This is a genomic window from Streptococcus sp. HMSC065C01 (assembly GCF_001813525.1).
Lineage (GTDB): Bacteria > Bacillota > Bacilli > Lactobacillales > Streptococcaceae > Streptococcus > Streptococcus parasanguinis_V.
The window spans coordinates 254,281-277,972 of the sequence record NZ_KV812857.1 but is presented as its reverse complement, the minus strand read 5'-3'; the positions used below and the strand labels follow the sequence as shown (position 1 = coordinate 277,972).

Here is a 23,692-nt window from a genome sequence, read left to right as displayed (position 1 = left end):
TCGAGCAGGGTTGACGGCACCTAAACATACTCTACCATCATACCACAAGTGGGGGGATAATAGGGGGATGGTGTTTGGGGAGTATGAAGGAATCAAAAATTATTGAATGATAAATAATGAAATTATATTTTTCTAAAAAAAGAAACGTTTTCCGGAAAGTTGAGAGTTTGCTATGATGAATATTCAAGACTCAATTTAAGATTTTTAAAATTTTGTTATTTTTCAAATTACTGCTTTTAGGGGATTTCGCAATCGATAAATAAACAATTGATGGATAAGTCACATTGTATTTGACATTAAATGGACATTGGCAATATTTTGGAAGAAAATAAGTAGAGTAGTAAGTGCCTCTTTTATTATAAGCAAATTGTGCAAATTTTTTTGTTTACCCTTGAATACATTGATAATAGCCTCCTTATATTCACACATTATTTGATTTAGAGTAATAAACATGGTACAATGAAAGCGTATACAAAGATCGTGCAAGGAGGGAAAGAAAATGAAAAAAAATAAGCTATTGCTTGCTAGTGCGATTGTGATATCGCTTTTAACTCCAATGTCTCAAGTAAAGGCTGATTGGAAACGGGATAATGTTGGTTGGTGGTATTCACTGAACAATGGTTCTTATTATAAAAACACAGGAGCTTATATTGACGGGAAGTGGTATAGATTTGATGACAGAGGTTATATGATGACCGGCTGGCAGCCGATAGCGGAGCGTAATGCTACTAGTCTGAAAAAAATAAACTGGTCTTATTTTGATCCAGTAAATGGTGATCAAAAAATTGGCTGGCAAAATATAGATGGAAAGTGGTATTACCTTACTAGAAGTGGAGCACTTATTGGTGAGCAATTGATAGATGGGAAAAATTATTATTTTGACCCAGTTAATGGTGATATGCAAACAGGATGGGTATCTGAACAATTCCATTATGGGACAGAAAATATGTATTTCGACCCTGTAAGCGGAGAAAAAGTTAAAGGTTGGAGAAATATAGATGGGAAATGGTATTACTTTATATTTGGTGCCTTAAAAGGTTCGCAGAATTTAGATGGAGAAAAATATTATTTTGATCCGGTTAACTGCGATATGCAAACGGGTTGGGTAAGCATACAAGAGGCCTCTGGTACAAAAAGATATTATTACGACCCAGAAAGTGGGAAACAGCTATCAGGTTGGCAAGAGATAGATGGGAAAAAGTATTACTTTGGCCTGTATGGGGCATACAGTGGTCATATAAGTGGTTTAGATGGAAAAGATTATTATTTTGATTCAGATACTTGTGAATTGAAAATAGGATGGTTTGTGTCAGGTAAATATAAATATTATGCAGATCCAAATGATGGTGGTGCACTTGCAAGAAGTAAGACTTTAATTATAGACGGTATTTCATACACATTCGATAATGGAGGTACTCTTATAAACAATATACCTTAATTGATCAGCACCTTAAAAGTTAGATTTTTTTCTAACTTTGAAGGTGTTTTTAACTATGATGATAAAGAATTTTATTATATAACCAGAGTGAGTTATTAGGTAGCTAATAAGCTTCATTTATAATCATTGATAAAGTCAGTTGCTAAAATTTTAATAATAGAGCAGGTTATTTCTTTAATTACTTTTTGGTCTACTTTTAGATAATATCTTATATGATTTTATCTAAAAGTGGACACTGATAGCCTTTTAAAGGACAAATAAAAAGAGAGTGACTTTATATTTGAATTCGTTGACAGTGACCTCTTTATATCCACACATTATTTGATTTAGAGAAATAAACATGCTACAATGAAAGCGTATACAAAATATAAGGAGGAAATGCAAATGAAAAAAGCAACTAAGTGTTTGCTAGGTGGTGCATTGCTAATATTACTTTTAACCCCAGTATCACAAGTTAAGGCTGATTGGCATCAAGATAATGTTGGTTGGTGGTATTCACTGAACAATGGTTCTTATTATAAAAACACAGAAGCTAATATTGACGGTAAAAGCTATAAGTTTGATGATAGAGGATATATGATAACTGGCTGGCAATATAATGTGTATAATGGTGGAGATTACTCTGGGTGGTATTATTATGATCCTGTAACCGGTGAGGAAAAAAGAGGCTGGCAATTGATAGATGGGAAATGGTATTACCTTACTCCATTTGGAGCACGTTCTGGTCATGAAAATATAAATGGAAAACTTTATTATTTCGACCCAGTTAATTGTGATATGAAAACTGGTTGGATATCTAATCCAGGATATTCTGGTACGGAATGGAATTATTACGACCCTGTAAGCGGAGAAAAAGCTACCGGTTGGAGAAATATAGATGGGAAATGGTATTACTTTGAAAATAGTGCGTTAAAAGGTTTCCAAAAGATAGGTGATAAAAGATATTATTTCGATCCAGTTAATTCCGATATGAAAACGGGCTGGATATCTAAACAAGGATACCCTGGTCTAGAATGGTATTATTACAACCCAGAAAGTGGAGAAGGATTGTCAGGTTGGCAAACTATAGATGGGAAAACGTATTGCTTTGACGAATTTGGTAAGGCATTTGTAGGTCAGAGGACATTAATAGATGGAAAAAAATATTATTTTGACCCAGTTAATCGTGATTTAAAAACAGGCTGGCTTGATTTAAACGGAACAAGATATTATGCTGATCCTAACGACGGTGGTGCATTTGCAATGAATAAAACTTTAATTATAGACGGTGTTTCTTATACATTCAGTAGTGGTGGTTCTGTTATCAATAATGAGCCTTAATTGATTAACGCCTCAAAAGTTGGATTATTTCTAGCTTTTGAGGTGTTTTTAATTACGATAATAACAGACCACCCTCGCGGTGGTTTGTTCTATACTAGACATACATCGAAGAGGAGCTAGAAAAGAAGTGAGGAAAGGAGGATGTCTGTGCTAAAAAAAGGATTGATCTTTCTATTATTAGGAATTACTGTGTTAGTAGCTTGGCTTCTCTTTGTTCCGAATGAACAACCAGCTCTAAATTTTTCATCTAAAAATAAAATTGAATTGCTGGCAAGAATACTTGATCATCGTAATGCCAATACCATTAGAAAAGCTGGCTATGGGATTCCTTCAGACGCAGAGATCAGACGTGTGGGTGGCATAGACCAACTGGAAATGGATGGGGATTTGAAATGGATGGTACGAGTTCCTAGTCCAGATGACAATAAAATCTTGATTACCTCTTCAACGATCATTGAGGGTGAAAAAATAGATGTAGCCTTTTCATTAGATAAAGAGTGGGGATTACTACATGTTAGTTATTTCCATATTGAGAAAGATGGGACCACAAACCGAGTTGAGGTCAGTGATTCTCAGCAAACAGAGCTCCTAGAAAAAGTGCAAACAGCATTAAATCACTTTGTAAAAAAAATGGAGCAAGAGCTAAAGCCGTAACTAGTTATGGATATCTTAAAAAGAATGAAGTTCCGTAGTCTTTGGGTAGAAGGAGCTTTCAAAATAGATCAAAAAAAACCACCCTCGGGTGGCTTTTTCTATACATCATTTCACCATTTCGTCAAGGAGATTTCGCCACTATTGAGCCAGATTTCTTCTTGATTGTCTAATTGGACCAAGAGTTGGCCGGTATCAGAGATGTCTTTGGCGATGCCCTGATAGGTCTGCTGATTTTGCTCAAAAGTGACAGTTCGGCCTAAGACCAGGGAGCGCTCTTTATAGAGGTAGACCAGTTCATCGATATCCGTTTGGAAGAATTCTTTCCAGATCTCACTGATGAGGTCATTGCGGGTGATGGGACAAGGGCCTTCAAATAAGGAACCAGCCTTGCTTTCTAGCTCATCTGGAAAAGTAGAGATAGCCAAATTGAGACCGACTCCGATAATGACATCTGTGACAAGGCCAGTCTCGATGGATGTGATAGCTTCGGTTAGGATTCCCCCAATTTTTTTATGGCGATAGTAAATATCATTGACCCATTTGATATCGACATCGATCAGGGTCAGATTTTTAATAGCCTTATAGATGGCTCCTGCGACCATGAGGGTATAAGGAGGGAGCTCCGCAGGTGGGAGTTGGGGCTTGAGATGAAGAGACATATAGATGCCGCCTTGATCGGGAGAGTAGTAGTCGCGACCAAAGCGGCCCTTTCCAGCAGATTGGGACTTGGCCAGGTAGAGAGCCCTACCCTCTTTATGGGCTTCCATGCCTAATTTTGCGTCCAATTGGGTAGAATGACATTCTTCATTCAAAGTAACGGTCAACTGGGTATTGCTTGCGATGACTTCAGGAAGCAGAATATCGCCTGAGACCAGTCTATAGCCCTTCTTTTTTAGGGATTCGATGACGACCCCATCTTTTTCCAGGCGCTGAATAGCCTTCCAGATGGAGGTGCGGGAAACGCCTAATTCTTTTGCCAACTGTTCCCCGTTGACATAATCATCTGCCTGAGAAAGGGTTTGAAAGAGGATTTCGTGTGTTTTCATAAGACTAAGACCTCCTAGCGACTGCTGTCTCGAATCGTCAGTTTGGTGGCTAATTTGACCATGCAGGGAACACTTGGTTGACTCCCTTGAAAGGTTTGCCGCAACATCTGAATGGCTTGCTTGCCCATTTCTTCTGTGTAGACGGTCACTGTAGAGAGGGCCGGAAAGACATACTTGGCGATGGAGGTATCATTGAAGGAAATGAGACTGACGCGATCAGGCACAGCGATTTGGTGCTCCTGAAGGGACCGAAGGGCCCCAACAGCTATGGCATCACTGGCCATGAAAAAGGCAGTTGGCAAGTCGTCGCCCAGTGCTTGAATCAGCTGCTCCATCATCTGATAGCCTGACTCAGTTGAGAACTGACCGACAGCGACAAAGCGCTCCTCATAAAGCCCTTTTTCCGTGAGAAACTGTTGAAAGACTCGTTGACGAGGATCCATCTGAAGCGGTGTCGCATCTGCTGTCTCTTCTTGACCAACCAAGAGTCCGATCTCCTTGTGATGATGCTCAAGGAAATGCTCGAGAGCGGTGATAACAGAATCTTCTAAATCTGTCGTCACGCAAGAATGCCCCAGATAGAGGGTATTGCTATCGACAAAGATCAGGGGTTTGTCGTAGCTTTCTAGATCTTGAATGGTCTTGGGACTGAATTTCCCAAGAGCAATAATGCCGTCTGCCTCCTGAATCAAAGACCAATCGTCCTTGTTGAAGATACGAAAGATCTCATAGCCTAATTCCTGGGCTTGTTTCTCCAAGCCCATCCGAATGGCATAGTAGTAGAGGTCCTCTAATTCTTCTTCGCGCGTGTACCATTCAAAGATGACGATTTTAAGAGAGTCTTCGACTGGTTGAGGCGCTGTTTTGCGGCTCTTCTTTTGGTAATGCAGGTCCTCAGCGATGCGAAGAATCCGACTGCGCGTGTCTTCGCCAACCGATAAGGTCGCATCCTGGTTGAGAACGCGAGAGACCGTTGCCTGAGAAACGCCTGCTTTTTCCGCAATGTCTTTAATCGTTGCCATAGTTCATCCTTTATTGATTTCTACTTCCAGTATACTCTAAAAACTAGTAAAAAGAAATAAAATTTTACTAAATTTTATGTTTGCTGCGATATTGGCTAGGAGTCAGTTGGCTATAGGCCTTAAAAGCCTTTGAAAAATAGAGGGGATCCGAAAAGCCCACCGAGTAAGCTACAATCTTAATGCTTTCGTCTGTGTTGGTCAGTAACTGCTGGGCACGCTGCATGCGGACCGAGTGCAAGAATTCCTTGGGAGAGATCTGGTGAAACTCCTTAAAGATAGTTGTCAGATAGGAGCGATGGACATTGAGGTCATCAGCGATCTCTTGAATACTTAGATGCTCTTTATTGTAATGCGTCTCAATCACATGCTTGCAGGTCAGATAGAGCTGATAGGTGGGAGATGGATGGCTCCGATGGATATCGGGAGCCACTTCACTGATGAGAAAGAGCAGTTCATATATCTGCGAGAGAAGGTGGAGTTGGTAGTGCGAGGTCATCTTAGATGCCTCTGCCTTGTGGACGAGTCGCTCCATAAACTGGCCGATCTTTTCTGTTTCCACCTCTGTTTTCTTCAGAAAACCTTTTTCATGCAGGGTTGAAAAACGCATGAAATCACTCACCTTGGTACCACTGATGCCAATCCAGTAGTAGGACCAAGGTTCTTCTTCATCTGCCTTGTAGTATGTCACTTTATTTTTGGGGAGAAGGAAGAGATCCCCTGCTTCTAGGTGGATTTCTTTATTATTGAAGCGGAAGACACCTTTTCCCTTGGTGATATAATGCAGAACAAAATTATCCCGAACGCTAGGGCCAAATTCATAGTTCTTCGGGCAATCTTCGTAGCCATAAAAATCAAGGGCTAGGTCAATGGTATCGGTTTGGTATTCAGAAAAGACTAACATCGGTAAACCTCCTACCTAACATTTTACCATATATGTCCAACAAAATTCTATTTTAGTAAGCGTTTACATCAAGTAAAATAAAGACATGCTAAAAAAGAAAGTTATTGGAACTGAAATTAAAAATACATAGTGATATTTTTTCGGGTCCAATGGAGGAAGATATGGCAATTCGTATCGAACAAAATTTGTTCTATGTAGAAAGTAAGGGACTGAGCCTGATCCTTGAAAATCGAGATGGCTACCTGATGCTCAAGCATCTGGGACGTCCGATCCCGTCTTATCATTTTTCCAATACCGTGCATGAGAAGGACCATGCTTTCGCTGGAAATCCAACACCTGACAATCGAACTTTTAGCCTAGATACCCAGCGACAGGTCTTGGGACAGCATGGACTAGGAGATTTTCGAAAGCCGTCTATTCAGATCCAGCACGGCGCCACAGAGGTGACGGATTTCCTTTATGTCGGAGCCAATATCTACTCTGGCAGTGTTGAGGCGACCGGTCTTCCGAACCCTCACTCAGTAGATAAAGCCGAAACCTTGGCACTGGTCTTTGAAGATGATCAAGCAGCCCTGCGTTTGACCCTCTACTACACCGCCTACGAGGATCGGGCAACCATCACCAGCTTCTCAAAGATTGAAAACTGTAGTGATGAAAATGTCGTGATCCACAAGGCTCTTAGTGTGTTGGCCGATCTGCCAGCCAGTGATTACGATATCATCACTCTGCAAGGAGCCTATGCGAGAGAAAAAACAGTTCGCCGTCAGCAAGTGGAGCAAGGAATCTTCTCCATCAGCTCCAATCGTGGTGCTTCAGGACACGCCCAGACCCCGGCCCTCATCCTTGCCGATCATGAAGTGACAGAAGATGCGGGCTCTGCTCTGGCTTTCCAACTGCTCTACAGTGGGAATTTTGAAGGATTTGTTCAAAAGAATCAACTCAATGAAGTTCGGGTTGGATTGGGGATCAATCCTGAAAACTTCGCTTGGGAATTGGAATCCAATCAGAGCTTTGATACGCCAGTGGCCATGATCACATACTCCCATAAGGGATTGACCGGTCTCAGTCAAGAGAGTCAAGCATTTGTCCAAAACCATATCATTCCTAGCCAGTTTGCCCATAAAGAACGTCCAATTCTTATCAACAACTGGGAAGCGACCTACTTTGATTTCAAAAAAGACAAATTATTGGAGCTAGCAGACGAAGCTCAAAAAGTGGGGATCGAACTTTTTGTTCTTGATGATGGCTGGTTTGGCAATCGTTATGATGACAATCGGGCCCTTGGTGATTGGACCGTCAATGAAGAAAAATTAGGTGGAAGTCTAGCAGAATTGATCCAAGGCATCCATGACAAGGGACTTCAATTCGGCCTTTGGGTGGAGCCCGAAATGATTTCTGTTGATAGCGACCTCTATCGGGCTCATCCGGACTGGGCTATTCAAGTCCCAGGTTACGAACACACCTATTCACGGAATCAACTAGTGCTTGATTTCTCAAATAAAGAAGTAGTGGCTTATATCAAGCAGGTCTTGGATGACTTACTTGGAAACCATGAGATCGACTATATCAAATGGGATATGAACCGCAATATCACCAAGCTTGGAAATGGTAAAACCTACCTGGAAACCAAGATGCAATCCCATGCTTATATCTTAGGTCTCTATGAGGTGGTTTCCTACTTGACGGAGAAATACGAGCACATCCTCTTTGAGTCTTGCTCCGGTGGTGGTGGACGCAATGACCTGGGGATGATGCGTTACTTCCCACAGGTCTGGGCGAGTGACAATACGGATGCCATGGCCAGACTTCCGATCCAGTATGGATCGAGTTATCTCTATCCAACTATTTCTATGGGCGCTCACGTATCAGCGGTGCCAAATCACCAGATGGGACGGATCACACCACTAGAAACACGTGGCCATGTAGCCATGATGGGAAATCTAGGCTATGAATTGGATCTAACCAGTCTTCCGCAAGAAGAGTTGGATCAGATCGCAGCTCAAGTTGCTCATTACAAAACGATTCGACCCCTTGTCCAATTCGGAAAACACTACCGCTTGATCAATCCAGGCCATGGTAGCAATCAAGCAGCCGTCCAGTTCACTTATCAAGACCGTACGGTTGTAACCTATGTACGGGTCTTATCAACGGTTGAGGAGATCGAGCCAACTCTGAAGCTCAAAGGCTTGGAAAAAGATGCGCTCTATAGCTTAGAAGGGACCAACCAAGTCTATTCAGGAGCTGAGCTCATGTATGCCGGCTTAACCGTCGTTCTTCCTCAGGGAGATTTCCTCACTAAACAATATGTTTTTGTCAAAAAATAAAAGGAGACAGCCAAATGAAATGGTATAAAAAAATCGGACTTCTTGCGACAACAGGCTTAGCCTTGTTTGGGCTCGGTGCTTGCTCCAACGATGGAAAATCGGCGGATGGCACAGTGACCATCGAGTATTTCAACCAGAAAAAAGAAATGACTAAAACTTTGGAAGAAATCGCGCGTGATTTTGAAAAGGAAAACCCAAAGGTCAAGGTCAAAGTTGTCAATGTACCGAACGGTGGAGAAGTATTGAAAACACGTGTCCTCGCAGGAGATGTGCCAGATGTGGTTAATATTTACCCACAGTCCATCGAACTACAAGAATGGGCAAAAGCAGGTGTCTTCGAAGATTTGTCCAATAAAGACTATATGAAACGCGTGAAAAATGGCTATGCTGAAAAATATGCCGTGAACGGAAAAGTCTACAACGTTCCCTTTACAGCCAATGCTTACGGAATCTACTACAACAAAGATAAATTCGAAGAACTAGGCTTGAAGGTCCCTGAAACCTGGGATGAATTTGAACAGTTAGTCAAAGACATCGTTGCTAAAGGACAAACACCATTTGGAATTGCAGGTGCAGATGCTTGGACACTCAATGGTTACAATCAATTAGCCTTTGCGACAGCAGCAGGTGGAGGAAAAGAAGCCAATCAATATCTTCGTTATTCTCAACCAAATGCTATTAAATTGACGGATCCGATTATGAAAGATGACATCAAGGTGATGGATATTCTTCGCATTAAAGGTTCGAAGCAAAAGAACTGGGAAGGTGCTGGCTATACAGACGTTATCGGAGCCTTCGCGCGTGGGGACGTCCTCATGACACCAAATGGGTCTTGGGCGATTACAGCGATTAATGAACAAAAACCGAAATTTAAGATTGGAACCTTCATGATTCCAGGAAAAGAAAAAGGACAAAGCTTAACCGTTGGTGCAGGAGACTTAGCATGGTCTATCTCTGCTACTACCAAACATCCAAAAGAAGCCAATGCCTTTGTGGAATACATGACCCGTCCAGAAGTCATGCAAAAGTACTATGATGTGGACGGATCTCCAACAGCGATCGAAGGGGTCAAACAAGCAGGAGAGGATTCACCGCTTGCTGGGATGACCAAATATGCCTTTACGGATCGTCACTTGGTGTGGTTGCAACAATACTGGACCAGTGAAGCAGACTTCCATACCTTGACGATGAACTATGTCTTGACAGGTGATAAACAAGGAATGGTCAATGATTTGAATGCCTTCTTTAACCCGATGAAAGCGGATGTGGATTAGGAGTAGAGAGACAATGAAAAAAGTATTACAAAAATATTGGGCATGGGCTTTTGTGGTCATTCCCCTCTTATTACAAGCAATTTTCTTCTATGTGCCAATGTTCCAAGGAGCCTTTTACAGTTTTACCAACTGGACAGGTTTGACCTATAACTACAAGTTTGTCGGCTTGAACAACTTTAAGCTCCTCTTTATGGATCCAAAATTCATGAATGCTATTGGCTTTACTGCAATCATCACGATTGCTATGGTAGTTGGTGAGATTGCCCTTGGGATCTTCATTGCGCGTGTCTTGAACTCTAAGATCAAAGGCCAAACCTTCTTTCGTGCTTGGTTCTTCTTCCCAGCAGTTTTGTCTGGTTTGACAGTGGCTCTGATTTTCAAACAAGTCTTCAACTACGGTCTTCCAGCAATTGGGAATGCCCTTCATATCGAGTTTCTTCAAACCAGTCTTTTAGGGACTAAGTGGGGAGCGATCTTCGCGGCTGTCTTTGTCCTTCTTTGGCAAGGAGTAGCTATGCCCATCATTATCTTCCTAGCTGGTCTACAATCTATTCCATCTGAAATTACAGAAGCAGCAAGAATCGATGGTGCGACGAGCAAGCAAGTCTTCTGGAATGTTGAATTGCCTTACTTACTACCAAGTGTCTCTATGGTCTTTATCCTAGCCCTAAAAGGTGGGCTTACCGCCTTTGACCAAGTCTTTGCCATGACTGGTGGGGGTCCAAACAATGCCACAACCTCACTTGGACTCTTGGTTTATAACTATGCCTTTAAAAATAACCAATTCGGTTATGCCAATGCCATTGCCGTAATCTTGTTCTTCTTGATTGTAGTGATTTCGATCATCCAATTGAGAGTATCTAAGAAATTTGAAATTTAAGAGGAGAAGCACGATGAAACAAGATGAAAGAAAAGCCTTGATTGGCAAATACATTCTATTGATTCTAGGATCGGTTCTGATTTTAGTGCCACTCCTTGCCACCCTCTTTAGTTCCTTCAAACCAACCAAGGATATCGTAGACAATTTCTTTGGATTTCCAACCAACTTCACATGGGACAACTTCAGCCGTCTCTTGGCTGATGGGATCGGAGGCTATTATTGGAACTCTGTCGTCATCACTGTCTTGTCTTTACTTGCAGTAATGATCTTTATCCCCATGGCAGCCTACTCCATCGCACGTAATATGAGTAAGAGAAAAGCCTTTACCATCATGTACACCCTCTTGATTCTTGGGATTTTCGTACCTTTCCAAGTTATCATGATTCCGATTACGGTTATGATGAGTAAACTCGGTTTGGCTAACACCTTTGGTTTGATCTTGCTCTACTTGACCTATGCGATTCCACAGACCCTCTTCCTCTATGTCGGCTATATCAAAATCTCTATCCCAGAAAGTCTGGATGAAGCAGCAGAGATCGATGGGGCTAATAAATTCACAACCTATTTCCGCATCATCTTCCCAATGATGAAACCCATGCATGCGACAACCATGATCATCAATGCCCTTTGGTTCTGGAATGACTTCATGTTGCCACTCCTTGTCTTGAACCGGGATTCCAAAATGTGGACCTTGCCTTTGTTCCAATACAACTACGCAGGCCAATATTTCAACGACTACGGACCAAGCTTTGCCTCTTACGTGGTCGGCATTATCAGTATCACCATTGTCTATCTCTTCTTCCAACGCCATATCATCGCAGGAATGAGCAACGGCGCAGTGAAATAATAAGATACAAAGCCCGTCAAAAGCTCACAGTGAAAAAAGGGAATCTGAATAAGAAGCCTTGGCTTCTTGGAAGATTCATCTTTTTCACACAGAGCTTAGGGCGTGTTCAATTTAAGATACAAAGGGACAATTCAGCTTGCTGATTTAAATCGTATCCTAGGAAGCAATTTTAAAATAGAAAAACTCAAGAAAGCCAGGTCTCCTAAGACTTGGCTTTCAAAAAAAGAAAAGGAAACCATTATGCCAATTCAAAACAAAACCATGTTAATTACTTACTCAGATAGCTTAGGAAATAACCTCAAGGATCTCTATGAAAATCTGGAGAAACATTTTGGAGATGCAGTCGGTGGGGTTCACCTCTTGCCATTTTTCCCATCAACCGGTGACCGTGGCTTTGCGCCTGTGGATTATGACCAAGTGGATCCAGCCTTTGGAGATTGGGAAGATGTCAAACGCCTGGGGGACAAGTACTATCTCATGTTTGATTTTATGATCAATCACATTTCCCGTCAGTCTAAATACTACAAAGATTATCAAGAGAAGCACGACCAAAGTGCTTACAAGGATCTCTTTCTCAACTGGGACAAGTTCTGGCCAGAGAATCGTCCAACTCAAGCGGATGTGGACTTGATTTATAAGCGCAAAGATCGAGCTCCCAAGCAAGAAATTACCTTTGCGGATGGGACAACTGAGCATCTCTGGAATACCTTCGGGGAAGAGCAGATTGACCTGGACGTGACCAAGGAAGTGACCATGGACTTTATCCGCAAGACCATCGAACATTTGGCGAGCAATGGTTGTGACCTCATTCGTTTAGATGCTTTTGCCTATGCAGTCAAGAAATTGGACACCAATGATTTCTTCGTGGAGCCAGACATTTGGGACTTGTTGGATAAGGTGCGCGATATGGCAGCCAGCTACGGTGCTGAGCTCTTGCCAGAGATTCATGAACACTATTCCATCCAATTTAAGATTGCCGATCACGACTATTATGTCTATGACTTTGCCCTTCCAATGGTGACCCTCTATAGCCTCTATAGTTCAAAAGTGGAGCGCCTTGCCAAGTGGCTGAAGATGAGCCCCATGAAGCAGTTCACGACGCTCGATACCCATGATGGAATTGGGGTGGTCGATGTCAAGGATATCTTGACAGATGAAGAGATTGACTATGCTTCAAATGAGCTTTATAAGGTTGGGGCAAATGTTAAACGCAAATATTCCACAGCAGAGTACAACAATTTGGACATCTACCAAATCAATTCGACCTACTATTCAGCGCTTGGAGATGACGATCGTAAGTACTTCCTAGCCCGATTAATTCAAGCCTTTGCACCAGGTATTCCACAAGTTTATTATGTTGGATTCTTAGCTGGGAAGAATGATTTGGAACTCTTAGAAAACACCAAAGAAGGCCGCAATATCAACCGTCATTACTACAGTAATGAAGAAATTGCTCAAGAAGTGGAGCGACCAGTCGTGCAATCCCTTCTCAAGCTCTTTAGTTTCCGGAACAACTCGCAAGCTTTTGACCTAGAAGGAAGCATTGAGGTGGAAACACCAGATGATCATACCATTGTCATCACGCGCCAAAATAAAGACCAAACTTCCACAGCAGTAGCCCGAATCAATCTTGCTGATGGCACTTACCAAGTGACAGAAAATGGTCAAGACATTGTGTTTTAAAAAAATATGAACGAACTAAAGGATAAGTAAAAAATGCTTATCCTTTTTCTGTTTTATACATTGCAACCGTTTACAAAACTATAAAATAATGGTACAATATCTATTGAAAGAAAGGAGGTCGCTTTATGAAAAAAATCATTTATCCATCTGCGGCCCTATTAACGGCTTTTGCTCTATTATCCGTTCAAACAGCAAAAGCAGACACAGCTCAAGCGTCGGATCAAGCCAATGAACCGGCGGCAACAGTAGAAGAGGTGGTGGCTTCTCCAACGCCAGAAAGCACCACAGAAAATCAGGGAGAAGTGGCCGAAACACCGACGACAACAGACCGTGCAGCTGTTCCTGCTGCCTCCCCAACGGTAACATCGACAGAGACGGCATCTCCTGAAGTGGAAAAACTGATTGAAAACATGCCACTCAAACAAAAAGTGACCCAAATGATCATGCCGGACTTCCGTAAGTGGCAGGAGGCCAATCAGGAGTCGCCACAGGATCTCACCAAGGTCAATGCTGAAGTAGCAGATGCGATTGATAAATATGATTTTGGAGGCGTCATTCTTTTTGCTGAAAACGTCAAAGAAACCAAGCAGACTTTGGCTCTGACGCAAGACATGCAAAAGGCAGCGATTGAAAACAAAGCCAACAATGGCAAAATTCCGCTCTTGTTAGCCATCGACCAAGAAGGGGGGATCGTCTACCGCTTGGGTACGGGTACAGCCCTTCCCGGTAATATGGCCATCGGAGCTACCAATGATCCCAAACTAGCGAAAGAAGCTGGTCAAATTATCGGACGTGAACTTTCTGCACTAGGCTTGAATGTGGATTTTGCTCCGGTTCTAGATACCAATAACAATCCTCAAAACCCTGTGATTGGGCTTCGTTCCTTCTCATCTGACCCGAACCGGGTTGCCTACTTGGGTATTCCGATGATGAAAGGCATTCAGGACTACAATGTGGCTGTAGCGGCCAAGCATTTCCCAGGTCATGGAGATACAGCGGTCGATTCCCATACGGGTCTCCCATTGGTGGATAAATCTCTTGCTGAGCTTGAAAAATTGGAACTTCTTCCATTCAAAAAAGCTATGGATGAAGGGGTCGACCTCTTGATGACGGCTCATATCCAATACCCGCAGATTGAAAAAGATCAGGTCGTGTCAAAAGAAACGGGTGAGAAAATCTATGTTCCAGCGACCCTCTCTGATGATATTTTAACGGGCTTGGTACGGAAGAAATACGGCTATAAGGGTGTGATTGTCTCCGATGCCATGGGAATGGATGCTATCGCCAAGAACTTCGGTGAGGTGGAAGCTGTGAAGATGGCCATCAAAGCAGGAGTTGACCTGGTCTTGATGCCAACGACCCTTCGCAGCAAAGCCGATTTGACCAAGATTGATACCATTGTCAATGCAGTGGTAGATGCGGTCCAAACCGGTGACATCTCAGAAGAACGCTTAAATGAGTCGGTTCGCCGGATCCTGACCCTCAAAGAAAAACGTGGGGTCCTGAATTTTGATCCAAGTGCTCGAACAGCTGAAAAAGCAGAAGAAGCAGTTGGATCTACCCTCAATCGTGACTTGGAACGTAAGATTGCAGCAGCAGCGGTGACGGTTGTAAAAAATGAAGACAATACCTTGCCATTTAAGGTGCAAACAGGGGACCATGTCTTACTCTTAGGAGCTTTTGAAAACGAAGTTCCTGGACTCGATTTGGGTATGCGTCGCTTAATTGCTGACGGAGTGCTTCCAAAAGACACCTCCTTTGTGGCCAAGAACTTCACTAAAGAATCTACTCTGGATAGTCTAAAAGAAGATCTTGAAAAAGCGACTCACATCGTAGTCATTTCAGAGATCGGTTATGAAGGGCAACTGGATAAAGATTTCTGGCGGACCAAGATCCCAACAGAGATCGTCAATTATGCCAATACCAACCATAAGAAGGCAGCTGTCCTTTCTATCTCTAAACCTTATGATGTAGCCAACTATCCAGCAGCCAAAGCCATTTTGGCAGTCTATGGAAATAAGGGAATGGATCCAACGGAATCCCTCAAACCAGACAATGCATTTGGTCCTAATATTCCTGCAGGAGTGGAAGTCATCTTCAATGGCAAAGAACATCTAGGTACCTTACCGGTTGATATTCCAAAAATTGTAGACGGAAAAATGTCGGAAACAGAGTACGCCTACCGTATTGGTCATGGTCTCTTCTATCCAGCACCTGCACCATTGCCAACACCAGAAACCCAAGATCCAACTTCACCAGTTCAAGATCCAACCCATCAGACACAACCAGTAGAGGTTGGTCACACTGGAACACAGGTTCTTGTTAGCAAGCAAGAAAAGGTGAGCCCTCTTGATGGTCCACAAGTCACTCCGGTTTCTGTATCACATGACACTGCTCAGGTTCCTGCAAGTGTTTCAGCCAGTCCTGCATCATCGGTATTGCCAAAAACCGGTCAAACAGGGAACCTCCTCTCCCTTATGGGTGTCAGCCTCTTAACCTTCCTTGGATCTTTTGTCTATCCAAGAAAGAAAAACTAATGAATTAAGAATCTCAATTGGGTGATTTCCCAATTGAGATTTTTTAGTAAAGTTTTACTAATATTAACTCGAACGATACCGATTTAGTTGGAAATAAAATATGGTTTAAAACCTATATTGTAGGCTTTTTAAATATAAAATAAAAATTAAATAAAATTTTACTAAAAACACTTGAACTTTTACTTCTGATCAGATATAATACAAGTATAAAAACGTTTACAAAACTAAAGGAGTTTCTCATGACGACAACAATCACATCTCAAGATTTACAAGAAAAGTTCCAGGCTGTCTTTGGGGAAAAGGCTGACCACACTTTCTTTTCACCAGGACGGATCAATCTGATCGGTGAACACACGGACTATAATGGTGGGCATGTCTTCCCAGCAGCCATTACACTTGGTACCTACGGAGCGGCAAGAAAGCGTGAGGACAAGGTCTTGCGTTTCTTCTCAGGAAACTTTGAAGACAAGGGGATCATTGAAGTTCCGCTTGAAAACCTCCACTTTGAAAAAGAACACAACTGGACCAACTATCCAAAAGGCGTACTCCACTTCTTGCAAGAAGCTGGTCATGTCATTGATAGCGGAATGGACGTCTATGTCTACGGCAATATTCCAAATGGATCTGGTCTTTCTTCTTCAGCTTCCCTTGAGCTCTTGATTGGCGTCATCGCTGAGAAACTATATGATCTTCACTTAGATCGTCTAGATCTGGTCAAGATCGGAAAACAAACCGAAAATCACTTCATCGGAGTTAACTCTGGGATCATGGACCAATTTGCCATCGGTATGGGAGCTGATCAACGGGCTATTTATCTCGATACCAACACCCTAGAGTATGATCTGGTACCGCTGGACCTCAAAGACAATGTCGTAGTCATCATGAATACCAACAAACGCCGGGAATTAGCGGATTCAAAATACAATGAACGTCGTTCAGAATGTGAAACCGCCGTCTCTGAACTCCAAGAAAAATTGGATATCCAAACCTTAGGGGAACTGGATCTCTGGGCTTTTGATGCCTACAGCTACTTGATCAAGGATGAAAATCGCATCAAACGAGCTCGCCATGCTGTACTTGAAAACCAACGAACTCTCCAAGCTCGTAAGGCCCTTGAAGCAGGTGATTTGGAAGGCTTTGGCCGTCTCATGAATGCTTCCCACGTATCCTTGGAGCATGACTACGAAGTGACAGGTCTAGAATTGGATACCTTGGTGCATACAGCCTGGGAACAAGAAGGCGTCTTGGGCGCTCGTATGACAGGAGCAGGCTTTGGTGGTTGCGCCATTGCCCTCGTAAACAAAGATAAGGTTGAAGCCTTTAAAGAAGCTGTCGGCAACCGTTATGAAGAAGTCGTTGGCTATGCGCCAAGCTTCTATATTGCAGAAGTTGCGGCAGGAACACGGGTACTCGATTAAAAAGGAGATAGGATGACAGAACAGGTATTAGATGCATTTGTCACGGCCGTCATTGCGGCGAGTGACTACGAAGAGATGGATCGGATTTATCTAAAAAATCGCGTCATGAGTCGCGTTGGAGAAGAAGGGCTAGATGCCCCAGCCAAAAAAGAAGACTTGATTGCACTCAAAGATCAGTTGGTGGAGATTGCGGTTGCGAATAGCAAGATCCAGGACAGTATGGCCGCCAAGGACAGCTTGGGTGCGGAGTTGATGGATTGGATTACCCCTAGCCCTAGTCAGGTCAACCATCGCTTTTGGGAGACCTACCGTCAGTCCAAGGAAGACGCGATTGCTGATTTCTATGCCCTCTCTAAGCGCAATGATTACATCAAGGTAGAGGCCATTGCGCAAAATATTGCCTTTGAGGCAGAAACTCCCTACGGTTCTCTTGAAATCACCATTAATCTGTCAAAACCTGAAAAAGATCCTAAAGACATTGCAGCAGCTAAACTTGCCAAAGCCAGTCATTATCCAGCCTGCCAATTGTGTTTTGAAAATGAAGGCTATCAAGGTCGCCTAGACCATCCAGCTCGGGCCAATCATCGGATTATTCGCTTTGACATGGACGGTCATGATTGGGGTTTCCAGTATTCCCCTTATGCCTACTTCAATGAACACTGCATTTTCCTCGATAGCCAGCATGTTCCCATGGCCATTAGCCGCAAGACCTTTGAGCGACTCTTGACCATTGTGGAGACTTTTCCAGGCTATTTTGCAGGCTCCAATGCAGATCTACCCATTGTAGGGGGATCTATCCTCACTCATGACCATTATCAAGGCGGACGCCACACCTTCCCTATGGAGCTGGCTCCTGTGGAGGAAAGCTTTACCATTGAGGGATTTGAAGCTGTGTCGCTAGGGATTGTTAACTGGCCCATGTCAGTTCTTCGTCTGCAATCAGATGACAAGGCGCAATTGATTGACCTGGCAGACCATATCCTCACAGCCTGGCGAGGCTACTCGGATCCAGCCGTTCAAGTCTTAGCAGCATCCGACGGTCAGCCCCACCATACCATTACCCCCATTGCACGGATTCGTGATGGGCATTATGAATTGGACTTGGTGCTCCGTGACAACCAAACCTCACCAGAGCATCCAGATGGCATTTATCACCCACATGCGGATGTGCAACACATCAAAAAAGAAAATATCGGCCTGATCGAAGTCATGGGCTTGGCCATTTTGCCACCTCGCCTCAAGGAAGAGCTCAAGCAGGTTCAAGACTATTTGATTGGACGTGAGAATACTGTGGCGACCTACCACCAGCCTTGGGCAGATGATTTGAAAGCCACTCACCCAGCCATCACAGACGAAGCAGAGGCAGAAGCCCTTGTCCGTGAATCAGTTGGCCAGATCTTTGCGCGTGTGCTCGAAGATGCTGGTGTCTACAAGAGAACAGCAGAAGGACAAGCTGCCTTTAGACGCTTTGTTGCGACACTTTAAGTGTGGAGAAGTGGCAGAAATTTGGTACAATAAGAGAGAAGACAAGAAGCGAAAGGAAAACAAATGGCAATACTCGTACTCGGAGGAGCTGGCTATATCGGTTCCCACATGGTGGACCGCTTGGTCAATGAAGGACAGGAAAAAGTCGTCGTGGTTGATAGTCTGGTCACAGGCCACCGTGCAGCGGTGCATCCAGATGCCGTCTTTTACCAAGGAGACCTGGCGGATCAAGACTTTATGCGCACTGTTTTTAAGGAACATGCCGATATTGATGCGGTCATCCACTTTGCGGCCTACTCACTGGTCGCTGAGTCCATGGCAGATCCTTTGAAATATTTTGACAACAATACAGCAGGCATGGTCAAACTCTTGGAAGTCATGCATGAATGTGGGGTGCACTACATCGTCTTTTCTTCAACTGCTGCCACCTACGGCATTCCAGAAGAAATTCCGATTCTTGAAACCACTCCACAAAAACCGATTAATCCTTACGGGGAAAGCAAGCTCATGATGGAAACCATCATGCGCTGGGCTGATCAAGCCTACGGCATCAAGTACGTGCCCCTTCGTTACTTTAATGTAGCGGGTGCTAAGCCAGATGGATCCATCGGAGAAGACCATGGACCAGAGACCCATCTCTTGCCGATTGTCTTACAAGTAGCCCAAGGCAAACGCGAGAAGATCTCTATTTTTGGAGATGACTACAAGACACCAGATGGCACCAATGTTCGGGACTATGTCCATCCATTTGACTTGGCAGATGCCCATCTTTTAGCAGTGGAGTATCTCCGAAATGGCAATCCATCGACCGCCTTTAATCTGGGCTCATCGACTGGATTCTCCAATCTTCAAATCGTTGAAGCAGCCCGCAAGGTGACGGGACATCCGATCCCACTTGAGATTGCAGATCGTAGACCAGGAGATCCTGATACCCTGATCGCATCCTCTGAGAAGGCGCGTGCCATCCTTGGTTGGCAACCAAAATTTGACAATATCGAAACCATTATCCAAACAGCTTGGGCTTGGCATTCCAGCCACCCAGATGGCTACAATGATCGATAAGGAGGGACTGCGAATATCATTTTTGAGACTTTTTTAATAACATCTAAAACGACAGTTGATCTTGCCAAATGACTCGTTTCAGACGTCAGTCATTTCCTTAACCATCATAAAAAGTGAGGTATTCAAAATGAATAAAACCACAAAAATGTTAGCCGTCTTCTTGACAGCGGGTCTTCTTTTAGCTGGTTGCGCACAAAAAGAGACTACAAAATCTACTAGTCAATCGTCCACTAAGGCGACAAGTAAAGCAACAAGCAAATCATCCGCTAAAGAAAAGACAAAAGAGTCATCAACTGATGAAAGCAAAAAAGAAGATGCACTAGCAGGTGCACAAAAAACCGTTCTCGAAACGAGTGATGAAGCAGGTAAGTCAACTATAACCTTGTATTACAAGGGAGATACCTTGTTATTACAAGAAAAAGTTGATGATTACGACGTCTCAAAAGTGCCTGGTGAGAACCCTCTTGAAACCATGAAAGAAGCCGTCGCCAAGAGCCAAGAAAAATTCAAAGATCTGATGGGCCATGGATTTGAACTAACATCAGAATACAAAGACGGAATCTTTTATATCCGCAATACCATTGATTACACAAAAATCGATTTTAATAAATTAAAAGAAATCGTCCCAGGCTTTAATCCCCTAGATGACAAAACAGTCAGTTATTCAGTAACGAAAGACAGTCTTATCAAAGGCGGAATGGTCGAAAAATAAACCAAATGGAGAGCAGCTCAGTTTGCTGCTCTTTTTTTTGTTTTGGTATGAATTCATGGGCATATTTTGGTAAAATAGGATTTAAGGAAAAGAGTATTTAAATGAGTGATATCTTTTTAGAGAGTGCAAATCATGATTTGCATTTGTATGAATAAAATCCTTAGTTGAGTGATTACAGTTAAGAAGTCCACTGACGAGTAGGAAGTATTGAGAAGATCAATCCAGTATACTTATGCACTGATCAAACGATTCATCTCTTTTGAAATTAAAGATGTAATAGAAGGGGTTGGAAGAAATACAATTAAATATAAAAAAGAGGCTGGGACAAAAGTCCTAGCCTCTCAATTATTTTTGGATTGTCGAGCAAGACGCAGTGGTTGAGTGGGCTCTACTACGCTGATTTCATCAGCTTTTACAGCCCTACTCAACTGTGAGTAGGTGGGACGACGAAATCGAATTCTAACGAATTACCGATTTCTGTCCCACTCTCTTTTTGAGGTTAAGATGACCTCAATCTATCTGTGCCTGATGATGTATTGATCATGGTAAAACAAATCTTCGTGAGAAAGCAAGTCTACTCATTTTTTTGAATGATTAGTTCTCCAGATCTAATTTCCCAGACTTGGTCAAAGTTCTTCAGTGCTTCATTCTGTCGGTGTAAAGTAATGATGACAGCACACGGTAAGTCTAGTACTTTTTTCAATTCTGCCTCGAACTGATGAGCATCCAAGGCTGAAAAAGGTTCATCCATAATAACTAATGGACTCTGGCGGTTTTTTTCTCGATTGAGGTACATGCGTTGTTGTTGTCCAGCTGACAGGGATTGAGGAGGTGTTGCTTCAAATTCCTCATCCTTAAACTCTGCGGGGAAAGTATTGAATAGCGTAACATTATTTTCATAACTAGAGATGAAGCTATGCTCTTGTTGCAAGATCAGGCCAAATCTTCCCCAAAGCTGATTTAGGGGAAGATCATTCAGCAAAATCTCGCCTTGGAAATCCTCATCCGTACCATTTAAAATATTGAGCAGGCTACTCTTACCTGATCCGTTCTCTCCTATGAGGGCAATCTTATCTCCTTTGTGAATGGTGGCAAAAGAAATCTTCAATGTTGATTCCCCAAGTTGTTTAGAAAGATTTTTCAATGTGATCGTTTCAAAAGAATGCTGTGGTGCCTGAATTGAAGATGGATGTTTAACGATAGTTTGAAAGCTTTTAATTACAGGTTTTACCGACTCTAACATTTGCAGATCGTAAAGGATTTCTTGAATTGGTTCTGAGAAGGCTGTAATATAACCAAAACTTGCAACCACCTCAGGGATACCAATTTGATGATGATATAGAGAGTAAGCTAGATAGGAAAAGAGAATAAGGCTAATGAATTCAAAAGAAATACCCGTCAAGAGAATACCTGTAATTTTAGTCAAACCATACCCAAGATACTTATCCTGCAAATTTTTGAGAGAACTTCTTTGTTGCTCTATAAAATGAGGTAGAGTAAGTTTGTTAACTAGGTGATGTCCTCGGAATAGATCCTCCAAGGTCCGATAATAATCACCTTGCTTTTCAAGATAGGTTTGTCTACGCTTCGCAGTCAATTGACCAACGATCTTTGGAATTTGAATACTGATGGCTGTTGAAATCAGTAGGATCAGTGCCACTATAGGATTGATCGTTCTGGTAATAATGATGGTATAAATCAAAATTCGTAGAATCTGCTTAAAAAAACTCATCAGTGGAGGTAGATAATCTTTTTCCAGTGAATCAAGATCATTAGATTGATAAGAAATGTATTCTGCGACTGTTTTCTGCTTGAAATCATGGTGGGCAAGTCCTAAAAGAGATTGAAACCAATCGTTCTTTAGATTTGTCGAAAAGAGAATGGCCTGTTTCCAGTCAAGTCGCATTTGGATGTAGTTGCAAGTCAAGTAACCTATAACTGCGATACAATAACCTGACAAAGCTATTTGATAGTGGCCACGAATTAATTCTTGTGTAAAGTATGGAAGAAGAGCCGTACAAATATTGGACAGTCCACTAAAGAGAAAATTAAAGAAAAGATACCAGCGCAAAGGCTTAAGGTATTGAAACATAGACGAAACTCCTTGATAAAGCTATAACATAAAACTGATAATGACATAACAGCCCAGTTACATTAATGAGCAAATAGGGGCATTAGTTAGAAACTTTCATTTTTGTAAAATATAACTAAATTATAGCATATGATGAAGTCAGTTTATTAATTTGAAAGAAGTTTGTCCATGTATTTCTCAAAAAAATTTGATATTAGGATGATTCTGTAGGCGTGTTAATTTAAACAAAAGAATTGCTAGCGACAGAAGATGCTGCGAGTGGAACCTACTTGCCTCCAAGTAGTGGATCTGATCTATCGTGGAAGCAAACAACCTCTTTAGGATGGCAAAAACGTCAAGCCATTCTGAACAAAGTGAAGAATCCGAAAGTTGAAACATTAGAAGAAAAACTCTCAAAAATGTCACGTGCTGAACTGGAGGAAGAGTATGGAGATGTGATTCAAGCCTATAAAAGGTATACGAATATGGGGCAAGGTGATGCGATCCTTGCCAAATGGGATATGAACGATCTCAAATTGTTATGGAAGCGGTATAATGAAGTAAAGGATGATCACTTAGGATTATTACCTTCAGAATTAGCCAAGGTGGACCCGAAATTTAAGAAACGTATCGATGCAATGGATCAAGAAGCGTTAGAAGAGGCCTACCCAGAACTTAAAACATTGATCTCCATGGCTCATGTGAATCCATATGCACAACTATTTAAATCTGAAACAGAACGAGCTAATTATGATTACCTACTAGACCGCTATTTCCTTTTAGATAGTCAAAAAATGCTTAGTTGGCGAGATCCTGCTTTTCAAACTAAATATGATTATTATATAATTGAAGAAGGTATTGATCCTTTTACAGGCAAACCTGCTACACAGGAAGAAATCAATCGGGCAAAAAATATCAAAAAGGTGAGAACTGTTACTGAGAGCTTCCAACTGGCAAGTACCCTGTATACCTCTTATGTAGGATACAATCAGTACTACAATAAACCCTATACAACGTT

At 42.4% G+C, this 23,692-nt stretch carries 17 protein-coding genes and 1 pseudogene; 14 read left to right on the top strand and 4 right to left on the bottom strand.

Translation table 11 applies throughout. The features are described from left to right. Nucleotides 1-499: 499 nt before the first annotated feature. From HMPREF2918_RS06960 to HMPREF2918_RS06950, 3 genes are all read left to right on the top strand, one after another. Entirely contained in the window at nucleotides 500-1,438 is a 939-nt protein-coding gene (locus tag HMPREF2918_RS06960) for an N-acetylmuramoyl-L-alanine amidase family protein (protein ID WP_070594991.1), read from the top strand. A gap of 384 nt (nucleotides 1,439-1,822) precedes the next feature. Next, nucleotides 1,823-2,758, top strand: a complete 936-nt coding sequence (locus HMPREF2918_RS06955) for an N-acetylmuramoyl-L-alanine amidase family protein (RefSeq protein ID WP_070594989.1) — start codon at nucleotides 1,823-1,825, stop codon at nucleotides 2,756-2,758. A 141-nt stretch (nucleotides 2,759-2,899) separates the two neighbouring features. Further along, a complete protein-coding gene (locus HMPREF2918_RS06950; protein ID WP_070594988.1) occupies nucleotides 2,900-3,412 on the top strand; it encodes a hypothetical protein in 513 nt (170 codons plus the stop codon). Between the two features lie 110 nt (nucleotides 3,413-3,522). On the opposite strand, the gene birA is transcribed toward HMPREF2918_RS06950, so the two are convergent. The 3 genes from birA to HMPREF2918_RS06935 all read right to left on the bottom strand — a co-directional run bounded on the left by birA (nucleotide 3,523) and on the right by HMPREF2918_RS06935 (nucleotide 6,381). Continuing rightward, complete coding sequence (gene birA / locus HMPREF2918_RS06945) at nucleotides 3,523-4,458, bottom strand: bifunctional biotin--[acetyl-CoA-carboxylase] ligase/biotin operon repressor BirA (protein ID WP_070594986.1); 936 nt, start codon at nucleotides 4,456-4,458, stop codon at nucleotides 3,523-3,525. Nucleotides 4,459-4,472: 14 nt separating this feature from the next. Beyond that, nucleotides 4,473-5,480 (bottom strand): LacI family DNA-binding transcriptional regulator, encoded by a 1,008-nt coding sequence (locus HMPREF2918_RS06940; RefSeq protein ID WP_070594984.1) that lies wholly within the window; start codon nucleotides 5,478-5,480, stop codon nucleotides 4,473-4,475. A 67-nt stretch (nucleotides 5,481-5,547) separates the two neighbouring features. Beyond that, nucleotides 5,548-6,381, bottom strand: a complete 834-nt coding sequence (locus tag HMPREF2918_RS06935) for an AraC family transcriptional regulator (RefSeq protein ID WP_070594982.1) — start codon at nucleotides 6,379-6,381, stop codon at nucleotides 5,548-5,550. Between the two features lie 161 nt (nucleotides 6,382-6,542). Between HMPREF2918_RS06935 and HMPREF2918_RS06930 the strand changes: the two genes are divergently transcribed. The 10 genes from HMPREF2918_RS06930 to HMPREF2918_RS06885 all read left to right on the top strand — a co-directional run bounded on the left by HMPREF2918_RS06930 (nucleotide 6,543) and on the right by HMPREF2918_RS06885 (nucleotide 20,603). Then, the gene (locus HMPREF2918_RS06930; RefSeq protein ID WP_070594981.1) at nucleotides 6,543-8,705 is read left to right on the top strand and encodes an alpha-galactosidase; all 2,163 of its coding nucleotides are present in this window, start codon (nucleotides 6,543-6,545) and stop codon (nucleotides 8,703-8,705) included. A 14-nt stretch (nucleotides 8,706-8,719) separates the two neighbouring features. Further along, nucleotides 8,720-9,979: an extracellular solute-binding protein gene (locus HMPREF2918_RS06925; protein ID WP_049472579.1), complete on the top strand. Its 1,260-nt coding sequence runs from the start codon at nucleotides 8,720-8,722 to the stop codon at nucleotides 9,977-9,979. A gap of 13 nt (nucleotides 9,980-9,992) precedes the next feature. Continuing rightward, complete coding sequence (locus HMPREF2918_RS06920; RefSeq protein WP_021153464.1) at nucleotides 9,993-10,859, top strand: carbohydrate ABC transporter permease; 867 nt, start codon at nucleotides 9,993-9,995, stop codon at nucleotides 10,857-10,859. Nucleotides 10,860-10,872: 13 nt separating this feature from the next. Then, nucleotides 10,873-11,706, top strand: a complete 834-nt coding sequence (locus HMPREF2918_RS06915; RefSeq protein WP_021153463.1) for a carbohydrate ABC transporter permease — start codon at nucleotides 10,873-10,875, stop codon at nucleotides 11,704-11,706. A 240-nt stretch (nucleotides 11,707-11,946) separates the two neighbouring features. After that, nucleotides 11,947-13,389 (top strand): sucrose phosphorylase, encoded by a 1,443-nt coding sequence (gtfA, locus tag HMPREF2918_RS06910; RefSeq protein WP_070594979.1) that lies wholly within the window; start codon nucleotides 11,947-11,949, stop codon nucleotides 13,387-13,389. Between the two features lie 125 nt (nucleotides 13,390-13,514). Then, nucleotides 13,515-15,926, top strand: a complete 2,412-nt coding sequence (locus HMPREF2918_RS06905; RefSeq protein ID WP_070594978.1) for a glycoside hydrolase family 3 N-terminal domain-containing protein — start codon at nucleotides 13,515-13,517, stop codon at nucleotides 15,924-15,926. Nucleotides 15,927-16,165: 239 nt separating this feature from the next. Next, nucleotides 16,166-17,344 carry a galactokinase gene (locus HMPREF2918_RS06900; RefSeq protein WP_371106483.1) on the top strand — a complete coding sequence of 393 codons (1,179 nt, stop codon included), beginning with the start codon at nucleotides 16,166-16,168 and terminating at the stop codon, nucleotides 17,342-17,344. Between the two features lie 12 nt (nucleotides 17,345-17,356). After that, a complete protein-coding gene (gene galT / locus HMPREF2918_RS06895) occupies nucleotides 17,357-18,829 on the top strand; it encodes a UDP-glucose--hexose-1-phosphate uridylyltransferase (RefSeq protein WP_070594977.1) in 1,473 nt (490 codons plus the stop codon). Between the two features lie 63 nt (nucleotides 18,830-18,892). Then, nucleotides 18,893-19,891 carry a UDP-glucose 4-epimerase GalE gene (gene galE, locus HMPREF2918_RS06890; protein WP_070594975.1) on the top strand — a complete coding sequence of 333 codons (999 nt, stop codon included), beginning with the start codon at nucleotides 18,893-18,895 and terminating at the stop codon, nucleotides 19,889-19,891. Between the two features lie 127 nt (nucleotides 19,892-20,018). Next, on the top strand, nucleotides 20,019-20,603 hold the full coding sequence (locus HMPREF2918_RS06885) for a DUF1307 domain-containing protein (protein ID WP_070594973.1): 585 nt from the start codon (nucleotides 20,019-20,021) through the stop codon (nucleotides 20,601-20,603). Nucleotides 20,604-21,177: 574 nt separating this feature from the next. Here the strand turns inward: HMPREF2918_RS06885 and HMPREF2918_RS06880 are convergent. Further along, nucleotides 21,178-22,695 (bottom strand): ATP-binding cassette domain-containing protein, encoded by a 1,518-nt coding sequence (locus HMPREF2918_RS06880; protein WP_021153454.1) that lies wholly within the window; start codon nucleotides 22,693-22,695, stop codon nucleotides 21,178-21,180. 269 nt (nucleotides 22,696-22,964) lie between these two features. Here HMPREF2918_RS06880 and HMPREF2918_RS06875 point away from each other — a divergent pair. Continuing rightward, a pseudogene (locus HMPREF2918_RS06875) lies at nucleotides 22,965-23,692 on the top strand (hypothetical protein); the annotation flags it as partial.

Excerpts from the sequence above, each read along its gene's own strand:
- HMPREF2918_RS06960 (WP_070594991.1), top strand. The coding sequence starts at position 500 with ATGAAAAAAAATAAGCTATTGCTTGCTAGTGCGATTGTGATATCGCTT.
- HMPREF2918_RS06955 (WP_070594989.1), top strand. The coding sequence starts at position 1,823 with ATGAAAAAAGCAACTAAGTGTTTGCTAGGTGGTGCATTGCTAATATTA.
- HMPREF2918_RS06950 (WP_070594988.1), top strand. The coding sequence starts at position 2,900 with ATGTCTGTGCTAAAAAAAGGATTGATCTTTCTATTATTAGGAATTACT.
- birA (WP_070594986.1), bottom strand. The coding sequence starts at position 4,458 with ATGAAAACACACGAAATCCTCTTTCAAACCCTTTCTCAGGCAGATGAT.
- HMPREF2918_RS06940 (WP_070594984.1), bottom strand. The coding sequence starts at position 5,480 with ATGGCAACGATTAAAGACATTGCGGAAAAAGCAGGCGTTTCTCAGGCA.
- HMPREF2918_RS06935 (WP_070594982.1), bottom strand. The coding sequence starts at position 6,381 with ATGTTAGTCTTTTCTGAATACCAAACCGATACCATTGACCTAGCCCTT.
- HMPREF2918_RS06930 (WP_070594981.1), top strand. The coding sequence starts at position 6,543 with ATGGCAATTCGTATCGAACAAAATTTGTTCTATGTAGAAAGTAAGGGA.
- HMPREF2918_RS06925 (WP_049472579.1), top strand. The coding sequence starts at position 8,720 with ATGAAATGGTATAAAAAAATCGGACTTCTTGCGACAACAGGCTTAGCC.
- HMPREF2918_RS06920 (WP_021153464.1), top strand. The coding sequence starts at position 9,993 with ATGAAAAAAGTATTACAAAAATATTGGGCATGGGCTTTTGTGGTCATT.
- HMPREF2918_RS06915 (WP_021153463.1), top strand. The coding sequence starts at position 10,873 with ATGAAACAAGATGAAAGAAAAGCCTTGATTGGCAAATACATTCTATTG.
- gtfA (WP_070594979.1), top strand. The coding sequence starts at position 11,947 with ATGCCAATTCAAAACAAAACCATGTTAATTACTTACTCAGATAGCTTA.
- HMPREF2918_RS06905 (WP_070594978.1), top strand. The coding sequence starts at position 13,515 with ATGAAAAAAATCATTTATCCATCTGCGGCCCTATTAACGGCTTTTGCT.
- HMPREF2918_RS06900 (WP_371106483.1), top strand. The coding sequence starts at position 16,166 with ATGACGACAACAATCACATCTCAAGATTTACAAGAAAAGTTCCAGGCT.
- galT (WP_070594977.1), top strand. The coding sequence starts at position 17,357 with ATGACAGAACAGGTATTAGATGCATTTGTCACGGCCGTCATTGCGGCG.
- galE (WP_070594975.1), top strand. The coding sequence starts at position 18,893 with ATGGCAATACTCGTACTCGGAGGAGCTGGCTATATCGGTTCCCACATG.
- HMPREF2918_RS06885 (WP_070594973.1), top strand. The coding sequence starts at position 20,019 with ATGAATAAAACCACAAAAATGTTAGCCGTCTTCTTGACAGCGGGTCTT.
- HMPREF2918_RS06880 (WP_021153454.1), bottom strand. The coding sequence starts at position 22,695 with ATGTTTCAATACCTTAAGCCTTTGCGCTGGTATCTTTTCTTTAATTTT.